At 71.0% G+C, this 12,511-nt stretch carries 9 protein-coding genes; 6 read left to right on the top strand and 3 right to left on the bottom strand.

All coding sequences use genetic code 11. From position 1 onward, the window contains the following. The first annotated feature begins 59 nt into the window (after positions 1–59). Positions 60–905 carry an alpha/beta fold hydrolase gene (locus tag ACLQ3K_RS25065; protein WP_426002149.1) on the top strand — a complete coding sequence of 282 codons (846 nt, stop codon included), beginning with the start codon at positions 60–62 and terminating at the stop codon, positions 903–905. Positions 906–918: 13 nt separating this feature from the next. Here the strand turns inward: ACLQ3K_RS25065 and ACLQ3K_RS25060 are convergent, their stop codons facing one another. Continuing rightward, a complete protein-coding gene (locus ACLQ3K_RS25060; protein WP_426002121.1) occupies positions 919–1,923 on the bottom strand; it encodes a glycerophosphodiester phosphodiesterase in 1,005 nt (334 codons plus the stop codon). A 533-nt stretch (positions 1,924–2,456) separates the two neighbouring features. Beyond that, positions 2,457–3,965 carry an amino acid permease gene (locus ACLQ3K_RS25055; RefSeq protein WP_426002120.1) on the bottom strand — a complete coding sequence of 503 codons (1,509 nt, stop codon included), beginning with the start codon at positions 3,963–3,965 and terminating at the stop codon, positions 2,457–2,459. A 142-nt stretch (positions 3,966–4,107) separates the two neighbouring features. On the opposite strand from ACLQ3K_RS25055, the gene ACLQ3K_RS25050 reads away from it, so the two are divergent. Beyond that, positions 4,108–5,988 carry a putative nucleotidyltransferase substrate binding domain-containing protein gene (locus tag ACLQ3K_RS25050; protein WP_426002119.1) on the top strand — a complete coding sequence of 627 codons (1,881 nt, stop codon included), beginning with the start codon at positions 4,108–4,110 and terminating at the stop codon, positions 5,986–5,988. A 23-nt stretch (positions 5,989–6,011) separates the two neighbouring features. Here ACLQ3K_RS25050 and ald read toward each other — a convergent pair whose 3' ends face one another. Next, a complete protein-coding gene (gene ald, locus ACLQ3K_RS25045) occupies positions 6,012–7,127 on the bottom strand; it encodes an alanine dehydrogenase (RefSeq protein WP_426002118.1) in 1,116 nt (371 codons plus the stop codon). A 115-nt stretch (positions 7,128–7,242) separates the two neighbouring features. Between ald and ACLQ3K_RS25040 the strand changes: the two genes are divergently transcribed. The 4 genes from ACLQ3K_RS25040 (at position 7,243) to ACLQ3K_RS25025 (ending at position 12,452) form a co-directional block, all read left to right on the top strand. Further along, the gene (locus ACLQ3K_RS25040) at positions 7,243–7,734 is read left to right on the top strand and encodes an Lrp/AsnC family transcriptional regulator (protein WP_426002117.1); all 492 of its coding nucleotides are present in this window, start codon (positions 7,243–7,245) and stop codon (positions 7,732–7,734) included. Positions 7,735–7,819: 85 nt separating this feature from the next. Then, positions 7,820–8,908, top strand: coding sequence for a 2,3-butanediol dehydrogenase (locus ACLQ3K_RS25035; RefSeq protein ID WP_426002116.1), 1,089 nt, complete (start codon positions 7,820–7,822; stop codon positions 8,906–8,908). A 26-nt stretch (positions 8,909–8,934) separates the two neighbouring features. Then, positions 8,935–9,657 carry a pirin family protein gene (locus ACLQ3K_RS25030; protein WP_426002115.1) on the top strand — a complete coding sequence of 241 codons (723 nt, stop codon included), beginning with the start codon at positions 8,935–8,937 and terminating at the stop codon, positions 9,655–9,657. 89 nt (positions 9,658–9,746) lie between these two features. Then, the gene (locus tag ACLQ3K_RS25025) at positions 9,747–12,452 is read left to right on the top strand and encodes an MGH1-like glycoside hydrolase domain-containing protein (protein WP_426002114.1); all 2,706 of its coding nucleotides are present in this window, start codon (positions 9,747–9,749) and stop codon (positions 12,450–12,452) included. The last annotated feature ends 59 nt before the right edge of the window (positions 12,453–12,511 follow it).

Raw genomic sequence — 12,511 nt, 5'->3', positions numbered from 1 at the left:
CACGCTCTAGATTCTAGAGTATCCACTCTAGAGCGTTCGCTCCAATGGAGGTGATGGGAATGCCGGAGGTCTCCGTCCCCGCGGGCCGGGTCCACTACGAGGAGTTCGGCGACGGCCCGCCGGTCGTCCTGCTGCACGGCCTGCTCATGGACCACACGGTGTGGGACGCCCTGCTGCCGCTCCTTCCCGAGGGGCACCGCTACCTGCTGCCCGACCTGCCGCTCGGCGCCCATCCGATCCCGCTGAATACCGACGCGGACCTGTCGAACGAGGGGATCGCACACCTCATCGCGGACTTCCTCGAGGCGCTCGACCTGCGCGGGGTCACCCTCGTGCACAGCGATTGGGGCGGCGGCTTGCTCCTGACGGCGCTCGGCCGCGACGAGCGGATCGGGCGCCTCGTGATCCTGCCGAGCACCGCCTTCGACAACTTCCCGCCCGGCCTCCCCGGCGAGGCGGCCACCGTCGCCGCCCGGCTCCCCGGCCTCACCCTCGGCCTGCGGGCCATGCGGATCGGCGCCGTGCGTCGCCTGCCGATCCTGTTCGGGCGCATGGCGCACGACATCCCGGACGCGACAATGCGGGCCTGGACCCGGCCCGCGATCGAGGACCCGCTGATCCGCCGCGACCTGCTCAAGCACGCCCGCGCGCCGTTCGACCGCGCCGTCCTGACGCGGCAGACGGAGGCGCTGCGCGGTTTCGCCGGGGATGCCCTCGTCCTCTGGATCGCCGACGGCACGGTCATGCCGCGCGATCACGGCCGCCGGCTCGCCGGCCTGCTGCCGCGCGGTCGGCTCGTCGAGCTGCCGGACTCCTACGTGCTCGCGATGATGGACCGTCCGGACGCCGTCGCCGCCGAGCTCGCAGCCTTCCTCGGCGCGCCGACCACGTCGCCGCGGGAGTGACCCTCGTCCGCGTCTACTTCGCGTACGCCCGGGGGAGCGGCTTGCCGGCCGCAGCGAGCACGCCGCGCAGGCGCGTGGGGTAGTCGGTGATGATGCCGTCGACGCCGAGCGCGAGCTGCGCGCGCATGTCCTTCTCCTCGTTGACGGTCCACGGGATGACCGTCAGGCCTGCGGCGTGGGCGGCGGTCACGGTCTTCGCGTCGGACAGCTCGAAGTCGGGGGAGAGAACGTCGAAGCCCGCGTCCTTCGCCGCCCGGACCACGTCGCCGCCGGACCGCTCGTAGTCGACGGGGCCGAGCCACGCCGAGCTCTTATTCCAGGTCGTCGCGTCGTACAGCGCGACGAGCGGCACCGACGGCGCCTGCGCCCGCACCAGCGGCAGGGAACGCCAGTCGAAGCTCTGGACCGCGATCCGGTCGAGCACGCCCGCCCGGCGCGCGGCGCCGAGGATCTGCGCGACGAAGGCGGCGGGCTCCGCGGACTTCGATCGTTCCTCGGCCTCGATCTTGGTCTCGATGTTGAACCGCACGCGGTTGCCCTGGTACTGCGCGGCCAGGTCGAAGAGCTGCGGCAGCGTCGCGATGCGGTTGCCCTCGACCACCTTCGCGGTCGGGAACTTCGCCAGCTTCTTGGCGCACACCAGCGTCTGCACCTGGGCGTAGGTGAGGTCGTGGATGGTCTTGCCGACGTACGGGAACTGCTTGTCCCCGGGCGTCGCGGGCGCGGTGTCGGTGCACTTGTCGGCCTGCACCGTCGGGTCGTGCCAGATCAGCGGCACGTCGTCCTTGGTGAGCACGACGTCGAGCTCGAGCGTGGTCACCCCGAGTTCGAGCGAGCGCGCGAAGCCGTACAGCGACTCCTCGGTGTGCTCGCCCCGCCCGCCGCGGTGCGACTGGAGGTCGAAGGAGCCCGACGGGGCCGCCCACACGGGGGCGGCGACCGCCCCGCCGCCGAGGGCGACGGTGACGGCCGCCGCGAGCGCGGCGGCGCGGGACAGGATGCGGGAGCGGGTGGTCATGGCGGCAACGTAATCGCACACGATGAATCGCGGGTGAACGGGCGCGGGCGCCGCCGTACGGAGGTGCGGTCAGGCGAGCGGCGGTGCGGCAGGAGCGGTCGCCGGAGCGCCCGGCGCCGTGTTCCCGGCGGGGCGGGTGCCCCCGGAGCGCGGAGGACGAACCCGGGTGCCGGAGGTACGGGCTTCCCTGGGACGGAGACGGAGACGGAGACGGGGATCGGCGCCGGCGCGCCGGGAGCGGCCGGCGCGGGGAGCGGGCCCGGCGCGGCGTGCGCCACCGCCGTGAGCGGGACGCCCAGCGCGGCTGCGGCGACGGCGGCGAGGAGCAACCGGCGTCCGCCGGCGATGAGGATCGACATGGTTTCTCTCCCTGGTGAAGGGCCGCCGCGCCCGGATGCGGGCGGCCGGTGCCGACGCTAGGGGCGTCCCGTCACCGTCGTATCCGCGTCCGGTCGCAGGCGCGTCCCGTCCAGGTCCCGAGAGACGACGGACGCCCGCCGGCGAACCGGCGGGCGTCCGTGTGAGCGGGGAGGTCAGTCCTTCTTGTCCTTGAGCGACCAGGTGGGAGCGAGGTCGCCTCCGGTGTGCTCGACCACCTTCGGCTTCACCGCGATCCAGCCGATGGCCAGGATGGCGACGAAGGCGGGAATGCCCAGGATGACGACGATGAGGTTCGTCTTGTCCCAGAAGCCACCGTCGGACTTGTAGCCCGAGTAGGCCATGCCGACCAGGACGAGGAACAGGAAGACCAGGCCGACGTAGCTCATGAACGGCGCGAGCGGGGCGCGGAACGGGCTCTTGGTGACGATGCCCGCGTCCGAGAGCTTCCGGTAGCGGATGTGGCACAGGAAGATCAGGCTCCACACGCCGACGACCGCGATGGCGGAGGCCTCGAGGGCGATGTCGAAGGCGTGGCCGGGGACGAGCGCGTTGAGCACGGCGCCGAGCACGTAGAAGATCGACGTCACGATGATGCCGGTCGCCGGGACGCCCGACTTGCTCATGTTCATGAACATCTTCGGTGCTTCGCGGCTGGCGGCGAGGCTGCGGAGCATGCGGCCCGTGGTGTACAGGCCGGCGTTGAGCGAGCTCATGGCGGCGACGATGAGCACGCCGTTGATGAGGGTCGCCATCCAGCTGATGCCCATGCGCTCGAAGACCGTGACGAACGGGGACTCGAGATCGCCGGCGGCGGTCTTGTTGCCGTACTGGCTGGTCGGCAGGATGCACACGAGCAGGAAGATCGAGCCGCAGTAGAAGACCGCGATACGCAGGATCACCGAGTTGACGGCCTTGGGCACCTCGCGCTGCGGGTTCTGCATCTCGCCCGCGGCGATGCCGACCATCTCGATGGCGGCGTAGGCGAAGACGACGCCCGACATCACGACGATCGGCGCGATCCAGCCGAAGGTGTCGCTGTGGGGCCAGAATCCGCCGGGGTTCGACCAGAGGTTGGAGATGCCCGCCTTGTGCGCCAGATCGCCGCTGCCCACCGTGACCTGGCCGATCACGATGACGAGGCCGACGACGAGGAAGATCACGATGGCGCCGACCTTGAGGACGGACGCCCAGAATTCGAACTCGCCGAAGGCGCGGGCCGAGAGCAGGTTGATCACGAGGACGACGGCGAGCGCGATGATCACGGAGACCCAGTTGGGCAGTTCCCACCACTTCCGGACGTACACCGCGACGGCCGACAGCTCGGCGACGCCGGTGAGTGCCCAGAAGATCCAGTACAGCCACCCCGCGGCGTAGGCCGCGGCCTCGCCGAAGAACTCGCGGGCGTAGGAGACGAAGGCGCCCGAGCTCTGGCGGTACAGCACCAGCTCTCCGAGGGCGCGCATCAGGAAGAAGGCGATCACGCCGACGAAGGCGTAACTGAAGAGGAGCGCCGGGCCCGTGCTGTTGAGGCGGCTGGCGGAGCCCAGGAACAGGCCCGTGCCGATGGCGCCGCCGATGGCGATCATCTGCACGTGTCGCCGACCGAGGGTCTGCTTGTAGCCCTCCTGCTCGGCGGCGAACTTATCGACGGAATGCGTCATGGATGAGTCTTTCTCCTCGACGTATCGGTGCGCATGGGGTTGTGCGCTGGATGGGAATGTAGACCTCGCAACGCTTCCGCGGACGCGTTACCGAGAGATGACTTGGGGATGTCGATCGCCGCCGACGTGTAAACATAGGTCCATGACCGACTTCTCGGACCTCGGGGAGCTGTTCGCCTTCCTCTCCGGACACGCGCCCTTCGACGGCCTGCCCGACGACGTTCGCGCACGTCTGGCGGCCGAATCGTCGATCAGCGAGTTCGCCGAGGGCGCGACGATCCTGGACGGTTTGTCCGCTTCGCCCGACCACGCCTTCGTGGTGCTCGCCGGCCGGGTCGGGGTGTGGAACTTCCCGGCGGTTTCGCCGACCGACGTGGGTGACGTCGACGAGGTGGTCGGCCCGGGCGGGGTGTTCGGCTACGTGGTCATCCTCGTGGGTGCGAAGGGTGGGCCCCGCGCCGTCGCCCTCTCGGAGGTCACGCTGCTGCGCCTGCCGGCCTGGGCCGTCGGCGACATGTTCTCCACTCCCGCGGGCGCGGCGTTCCTGGCGACCGAGCTCGCCAAGCCGACCACGGCCGTCTCCGCGGACGAGATCCGCGAGCGCACGGCGGGCGAGATCGTGCGCCGCCCACCCGTCGTCTGCCCGCCCACCGTCACCGTCCAGGAGGCCGCCACGGCGATGACGGCCGCGAAGTCGGGCTACATCCTGGTCGAGAACGCCGCCCGCGAGCCGCTCGGCATCGTCACCGATCACGACCTGCGGGCGCGGGTGATCTCCGTGGGGCGGCCGGTGACCGACCCAGTGACGGCGGTGATGACGGCGCCGCTGGCAGCCGTCCCGGAGTCCGCGCTCTCGTCCGACGTGCTGATCGAGATGCTCGACCGCAAGCTCCACTACATGGCGGTGCTGGACGAGCACGCGGCCGTGCGGGGCGTCGTCCAGGACGTCGACTTCCTCACGGTGCCCACGACGTCCACGTTCGCGCTGCAGCGGCGGATCGAGCGCGCGGAGGCGGCGGAGCTGCCCGAGATCGGTGCGACGATCCGCGAGATCTTCCCCGTGCTGTGGGGCCAGCAGGCGCCGGTCCGGCACATCTCGGGCGTCGCGGCCGTGGCGATCGAGGCGATGGTCCGCCGCTGCATCGAGCTCGAGCTGCCGGTGCACACGGGGCTCCGGGAGGGCGACTTCACCTGGCTCTCCCTCGGCAGCGTCTCGCGCCGCGAGGTGGTGCCCAGCTCGGACGTCGACAGCGCGATCATCCTCAAGGACCTGCCCGGCGCGTCCGCGGAGGAGATCGAGGTCCGACGGTCCGCCGCCCTTGCCCTGGCCGCCGCGGTCCACACGCGGCTCGAGGAGTGCGGCATCCCGTCGGACACCAACGGCGCCGTCGCCGCGCAGCCCCGCTTCTGCCGCACCGAGTCGGAGTGGTTGTACGCCGCCGGTGAGTGGATCGACGCGCCGCTCTCGAACAACGCGATGATGATGGCCTCGCTGCTGGTGGACGGCCGCCCCGTGTGGGGCGACCTGACTCTGCAACCGGTGGCCGGTGTCTATCAGCATCTTTCGGAGCATCCCCGTGCCTTCATCCTGATGTTGCGCGAGGCCCTCACGGCGAAGGCGCGGCTGCGCTCCGTGCGCGACGTGATCTCCCTGCGGGGCGGCACCTTCGACATCAAGGCGCACGCCCTGGTGCCGGTGGTGAACATCGCGCGCTGGGCGGCGCTGAGCCGCGGCTCGACCAAGCTGCAGACCCGCAACCGGCTCGCCGCGGGCGCGGATTCGCCCGTGCTGCCGGACGATTCCGCCGAGGTGCTGCGCGAGGCCTTCTCGATCCTCGAGCGCCTCCGCTTGGAGCATCAGGTGCAGCAGATGGGCGCCGGGCGCGCGCCCGGGGACGTCCTGTCCATCCGGCGGATGTCCTCCCTGGATCGCGGGCTCCTCGAGCAGTGCGTGCGCGAGGTGGCCGCGGTGCAGCGCCGCATGGCCAACCTCGCGCAGTACCTCGACGCCGGCGAATGGTGAACCGGCGCGGGTGACGTCGCGGCTCAGGCGAGGACGGCCTCGGGCGCCTTCGACTCGATGCCCAGGGCCTCTCCGACTCCCGCGTTGAGGAGCACGCCGTCGTGCGTCGACAGGCCCGCGGCCAGGGCGGCGTCCTCGGCGCACGCGGTCTTCCAGCCCTTGTCCGCGAGGCGCAGCACGTAGGGCAGGGTGGCGCCGGTCAGCGCGAAGGTGGACGTGCGGGGCACGGCGCCGGGCATGTTGGCGACGCAGTAGAAGACGGTCTCGCCGACGGTGAAGGTCGGGTCGTCGTGCGTGGTGGGGTGCGAGTCGGCGAAGCAGCCGCCCTGGTCGATGGCGATGTCGACGAGCACGGCGCCGGGGCGCATGCGGTGCACCAGGTCCGTGGAGACCAGCTTCGGCGCCGCGGCGCCCGGGATCAGCACGGCGCCGATGACCAGGTCCGACTCGACGACGGCCTCCTCGAGCGCGAGCGAGGTGGAGTAGCTGGTGTGCACGCGGCCACCGAACTGGGCGTTGACGGCGCGCATCTTGCGCACGTCCAGGTCGAAGACGGTGACGTCGGCGCCCATACCCGCGGCGATCTGCGCCGCGTTGATGCCGGAGACGCCGCCGCCGAGCACCGTGACCTTCGCGGGCGCGGTGCCGGGGACGCCGCCCATGAGCACGCCGCGGCCGCCCTTGGAGCGCATCAGGTGGTAGCTGCCGACCTGCGGCGCGAGGCGGCCCGCCACCTCGGACATCGGGGCGAGCAGCGGGAGCGAGCCGTCGGGGAGCTGGACCGTCTCGTACGCGATCGACGTGGTCTTCGAGGACAGGAGCGCATCGGTGCACGGCCGCGAGGCGGCCAGGTGCAGGTAGGTGAAGATCGTCTGGTCGGCGCGCATCCGGGCGTACTCCGCCTCGATGGGCTCCTTGACCTTGAGCAGCAGGTCGGCCTCGCCCCAGACGTCGTCCGCCGTCGGCACGATGCGGGCGCCCGCCGCGGTGAAGTCCTCGTTGGCGATCGCCGATCCGACGCCCGCGCCGTCCTCGATCAGCACGTCGTGGCCGCGGCGGGTCAGCTCGGCGACGCCGCCGGGCGTGATCGCCACGCGGTACTCGTTGTTCTTGATCTCGGTGGGGATTCCGACGCGCATCGTATGCTCCTGTCCGGCGGGTGGCTTGTGTCACATAGTCTGAAGAAACATCGAGAACTGATCAAGGGCACGGAAGAAGATTCTGAAAGGTCGAGACGTGGCTGACGTACATTCTGTGAGAACGGCGTATCGCCCACCATCGTCGAACGATCGTCGACCGCTGCTCGACGACGCCGACCGGCGGATCCTGCTCGTGCTCCAGCGGGACGGACGCGTCTCGAACGCCGCCCTCGCGGAGGAGGTCGGCCTGGCCCCGTCCACGGTGCACACCCGGGTCCGGCGACTCACCGACGCGGGCGTGATCCGCGGCTTCTACGCAGACGTCGATCCCGCGGCCGTCGGCCGGCCGCTGCGCGCCATGATCTCCGTGACGCTGCGCTCGACCGCCCGGCACCGGATCCGGCAGTTCGTGGAGTCCGTGATCGACCTGCCGCCCGTCATAGACGCGTACTTCCTCGCCGGCGGCGACGACTACCTCCTGCACATCGCGGCCGTCGACACCGACGACCTGCGGCACCTCGTCGAGTACCTCAGCGCCCGCGAGGAGGTCGCCGGCACCAACACCTCCCTCGTCTTCGAGCACGTCCGCGGTTCGGCGCCGCTCTAGGCTGCAACCCGCTGCAACGATCGACGGGGCGGCCGGACCGCGGCGACTGTGGGACGGGTCACACGTCCACGACCGGAGGAATCCCATGCGAGCAGCGCGCTACTACGACCGCAACGACGTCCGGATCGAGGACGTCCCCGCGCCCGAGGTGACGGACGGCACCGTCGCCATCGACATCGCGTGGTGCGGGATCTGCGGCACCGACCTGCACGAGTACGTGGACGGCCCGATCTTCGTGCCGCCGTGCGGCCACCCGAATCCGGTGAGCGGCGAGGCCGCGCCGCTGACGATCGGGCACGAGATGTCCGGCGTCGTCGCGGCCGTCGGCGCCGGCGTCGACGACCTGCAGGTGGGCGATCACGTGGTGGTGGAGCCGTACATCATCGCCGACGACGTGGACACCGGGCCGGACAGCACCGACTACCACCTCTCGCCGAACATGAACTTCATCGGCCTCGGCGGCCGCGGCGGTGGGCTCTCGGAGCGCATCGTCGTGCAGCGCCGCTGGGTGCACCGGGTCTCGAAGGACGTGCCGCTGGACCAGGCGGCGCTCATCGAGCCGCTCGCCGTCGGTTACCACGCGCTGCAGCGCTCCGGTGCGGGCGCCGGCGCCTTCGCCCTCATCACCGGCGCCGGGCCGATCGGACTGCTGACCGCCGCGGTGTGCAAGGCGAAGGGGCTGACCGTCGCGATCAGCGAGCCCAGCTCCCTGCGCCGCAGCCGGGCCGCGGAGACCGGCGTCGCCGACCACGTCTTCGACCCCGCGCAGGTCGACGTGGTCGAGGCCGTGCGCGGCCTCACCGACGGTCGCGGCGCCGACGTCGGCTTCGAGTGCACCTCGGTGCAGCCCGCCCTCGACACCCTCTTCGACGCGCTGCGGCCGCAGGCCGTGCTCGTCGTCGTCTCCATCTGGGGCCACCCCGGCAGCGTCGACATGCAGAAGCTGGTGCTCAAGGAGATCGACATGCGCGGCACTATCGCCTATGTGAACAACCACGCCGAGACGATCGCGCTGGTCGAGAGCGGCACCGTCGACCTGGCGCCGTTCATCACCGGCAGGATCGGCCTCGACGACCTGGTCACCGTCGGCTACGACACGCTCCTGCACCACAACGAGACCGCGGTGAAGATCCTCGTCTCTCCCTCGGGGGCGGGGCTGCCCGCCGGAGTCTGACGGCGGCACCGGCCTAGGCTGTCGTGGTGAGTGAGAGCAGGATCGTCCCGGCCGCCGACCGCACGCACTGGCGCGGCGAGGGGATCTACACGCGGCAGTCGATGCCCTTCACCGGCAACTTCGATCTGGGTGAGAACGCGCACGGGCAGCTGCTCGTGCACAACGACGACCTCATCGACCCCGGCTCGGGTGTCGACCGGCACTTCCACCGCGACGCCGAGATCGTCACCTGGGTGATCGCGGGCGAGGTGCACCACGACGATTCGTCCGGCGAGACGGGCCTGGTCCGCGCCGGCCAGGTGCAGGCCATGAGCGCGGGCAGCGGGGTCAATCACCGCGAGCAGAACCCCCGCTCCACCGGCGTGGTCGCCCGGGTAATCCAGATGTGGTTGCCGCCGAACGAGCCCGGCGGCGAGCCCGAGTACCGTACCGCCGACGTCCCGCTCGATGGGCTCGGTCTGGTCCTCGTCGCCTCCGGGATCGCGGGCCGCGACCCGGCGGTGGCGATCAACAACGACGCCGCGGCGCTGCACGCGGCCCGGCTGGCGGCAGGGAAGTCGGTCGTCCTGCCGCCGGCGCCCTACGGGCACCTCTTCGTCGTCTCCGGCTCGGTCGTCGTCGGCGACGACCGGCTCGCCGAGGGCGACGCGCTGCGCACCGTCCACACCGGGGCCCTCACGGCGACTGCCACCGAGCCCGCCGAGATCCTGTTCTGGGAGATGCATGCGCAGGCGGTCTCCGCGCGCTGATCGCGCACGGGCGATGCCCGTTCGGGCCCGTTCGCCTTCGGCTCGCTCCACCGCCTGCGGCGCGGCCCGCGGTGTAGGAGGATTCTCCGGTGCAGAACTCCGAATCCACCGCCGAACACCGCCGCCTCGCGGAGAGCCCGGGCCCCGACGGTCCGTGGCGCCTCTGGGGCCCGTACCTCGCGGGGCGGCAGTGGGGCACCGTCCGGGAGGACTACAGCGGCAGCGGCGATGCGTGGGCCAGCTTCGGCTTCGACCAGGCGCACCGTCGCGCCTACCGGTGGGGCGAGGACGGGCTCGGCGGCATCTGCGACCGCTACGGCTTCCTCAACCTGGCCGTCGGCCTGTGGAACCACAACGACCCCATCCTCAAGGAGCGCCTGTTCGGCCTGACCAACGCGCAGGGCAACCACGGCGAGGACGTCAAGGAGTACTGGTGGCCCGTCGACGGGACGCCCACCCACAGTTGGATGCACTGGATGTACCGGTACCCGCAGGCCGAGTACCCGTACCAGCAGCTCCGCGACGCGAACGCCGCCCGCGACCGCACGCAGCGCGAGTACGAGCTCGCCGACACGGGCGTGCTCGCGGACAACCGTTTCTTCGACGTGCACGTGCGGTACGCCAAGGCCGCGCCCGACGACATCTGCGTGGAGATCGAGGCCGTCAACCACGGTCCGTCGCCCGCGCCGCTCGATCTGCTGCCGCAGCTGTGGCTGCGCAACACGTGGGCGTGGGGGCACGACGAGCGCCGCGGTGAGATCACCCGCGTGCATTCGCCGCAGGCCGGCGGCCTCGAGGCGGTCCGCGTGACGCACCAGTGGCTCGGCGAGTACCACCTCGCGGCCGAGGGCTCCCCGCAGCTCCTGTTCTGCGACAACGAGACCGATGCCGTGGAGCTCTTCGGTGCCGCGGCCAACGCCTCGCCCTATCCGAAGGACGCGATCACCACGCGGGTGGTGCAGGGCGACGAGGCCGCCGTCAACCCGGAGGAGCGCGGCACCAAGGCGGCGATCTGGTACCGCTTCGCCTCCGTGCCGGCGGGGGAGAGCGTGACGGTGCGGCTGCGGCTCTCGCGCACCGCGCCGTCGCTGGACACCTTCGGCCCGGGCTTCGCCGCCGTCTTCGCCGACCGGCGCGAGGAGGCGGATGAGTTCTACGGCTCCGTGATCCACGAGGACGTGCAGGGCGAGGACCGCGCCGTCGCGCGTCGCGCCTACGCGGGCATGCTGTGGAACAAGCAGCTCTACCGCTACGACGTTGAGTCCTGGCTGGAGGGCGATCCGGCGGTGGACCCGTCGCCGCGCGAGCGGGCGGACCCGGGCCGCCGGAACACCACGTGGAAGCACTTCTCGCTGGCCGACGTGATCTCCATGCCCGACGAGTGGGAGTACCCCTGGTTCGCCGCGTGGGACCTGGCCTTCCACTGCATCCCGCTGGCCCACGTCGACCCCGAGTTCGCCAAGGAACAGCTGGTCCTCATGTGCCGCGAGTGGGCGATGCACCCGAACGGCCAACTGCCGGCGTACGAGTGGGAGTTCGGCGACGTCAACCCGCCCGTGCACGCGTGGGCGGCGTGGCACGTCTACCGCATCGACGGCTGGCGCGACCAGGACTTCCTCGTGCGCGTCTTCACCAAGCTGCTGCTCAACTTCTCCTGGTGGGTCAACCGCAAGGGCTCCGACGACGCCGGCGTCTTCGAGGGCGGCTTCCTCGGCATGGACAACATCGGCTTCTTCAACCGGTCCGCGCCGCTGCCGCCCGGTTACCGGCTCGAGCAGTCCGACGCCACCAGCTGGATGGCCTTCTACTGCCAGCAGATGTTCAAGATCGCCATCGAGCTCTCCCGACACGACCCGGTGTGGCAGGACTGTGCCACCAAGTTCCTCGAGCACTTCCTGCAGATCTCCAAGGCCACCTACAACTTCGGCTCGCACAGCCTCTCGCTGTGGGACGACGAGGACGGCTTCTTCTACGACGTGCTCGTCCGGCCCGACGGCAGCGCGCTCCCGATGCGGGTGCGCTCCATGGTGGGCCTGCTCCCGCTGCTGGGCACCACCGACGTGCCGGCGTGGGTGGCGCAGGAGTGCCCCGACGTGACGGCGCGCCTGAACTGGCTGCGCTCCCGCCGCCCCGAGCTCGTCGAGCCCGTGCTCTCCGGCGCCTCGGCCGGCGGCGACGGGGACGGCCGGATGCTGCTGTCCCTCGTCGGTCCCGACCGGCTGCGCCGCGTGCTGGAGCGGATGTTCGACCCGGCGGAGTTCTTGGCGCCCTACGGCATCCGCTCGCTGTCCAAGACGGAGCAACAGGTGACCGAGGACGTGGACGGGAACACCGTCTCCATCCAGTACGAGCCCGGCGAGTCGACCACCGGCATGTTCGGCGGCAACTCCAACTGGCGTGGGCCCGTGTGGTTCCCGGTGAACGTGCTGCTCGCCGACAAGCTGCGCACCTACGGCCGGCACTTCGGTGACGACTTCACCATCGCCATCCCCACCGGCTCCGACAACCTGTGCACGCTGGAGGAGGCCGCCGACGTCATCGACGGGGGCCTCGTCGGGCTGTTCCGTCCCGTCGCGCGGGCCGACGGTGGCGGCGCCCGTCGCCCCGCCGACGCCGGGCGGATCGAGGGCAGCGACAACCCGCTCTGGGCCCAGCACCCCACCTTCTACGAGTACTTCGACGGCGACACCGGCGAGGGCCTGGGAGCCACGCACCAGACGGGGTGGACCGGCCTCGTCGCGCACTTGCACAACCCCCGTCTACCCATGGAGCCTCCGCGCGCTCCGGGGGCTTGACGAGCGCGGAGTTTTTCACACTGCAAAGCGTGAAAAATCTGTCATCAAGTACGGTGTAC

Source organism: Tsukamurella sp. DT100 (assembly GCF_049844855.1).
Taxonomy (GTDB): Bacteria; Actinomycetota; Actinomycetes; order Mycobacteriales; family Mycobacteriaceae; genus Tsukamurella.
The sequence above is the reverse complement of the archived record's forward strand: the minus strand, read 5'-3'. Positions and strand labels throughout refer to the sequence as shown.

Excerpts from the sequence above, each read along its gene's own strand:
- ACLQ3K_RS25065 (WP_426002149.1), top strand. The coding sequence starts at position 60 with ATGCCGGAGGTCTCCGTCCCCGCGGGCCGGGTCCACTACGAGGAGTTC.
- ACLQ3K_RS25060 (WP_426002121.1), bottom strand. The coding sequence starts at position 1,923 with ATGACCACCCGCTCCCGCATCCTGTCCCGCGCCGCCGCGCTCGCGGCG.
- ACLQ3K_RS25055 (WP_426002120.1), bottom strand. The coding sequence starts at position 3,965 with ATGACGCATTCCGTCGATAAGTTCGCCGCCGAGCAGGAGGGCTACAAG.
- ACLQ3K_RS25050 (WP_426002119.1), top strand. The coding sequence starts at position 4,108 with ATGACCGACTTCTCGGACCTCGGGGAGCTGTTCGCCTTCCTCTCCGGA.
- ald (WP_426002118.1), bottom strand. The coding sequence starts at position 7,127 with ATGCGCGTCGGAATCCCCACCGAGATCAAGAACAACGAGTACCGCGTG.
- ACLQ3K_RS25035 (WP_426002116.1), top strand. The coding sequence starts at position 7,820 with ATGCGAGCAGCGCGCTACTACGACCGCAACGACGTCCGGATCGAGGAC.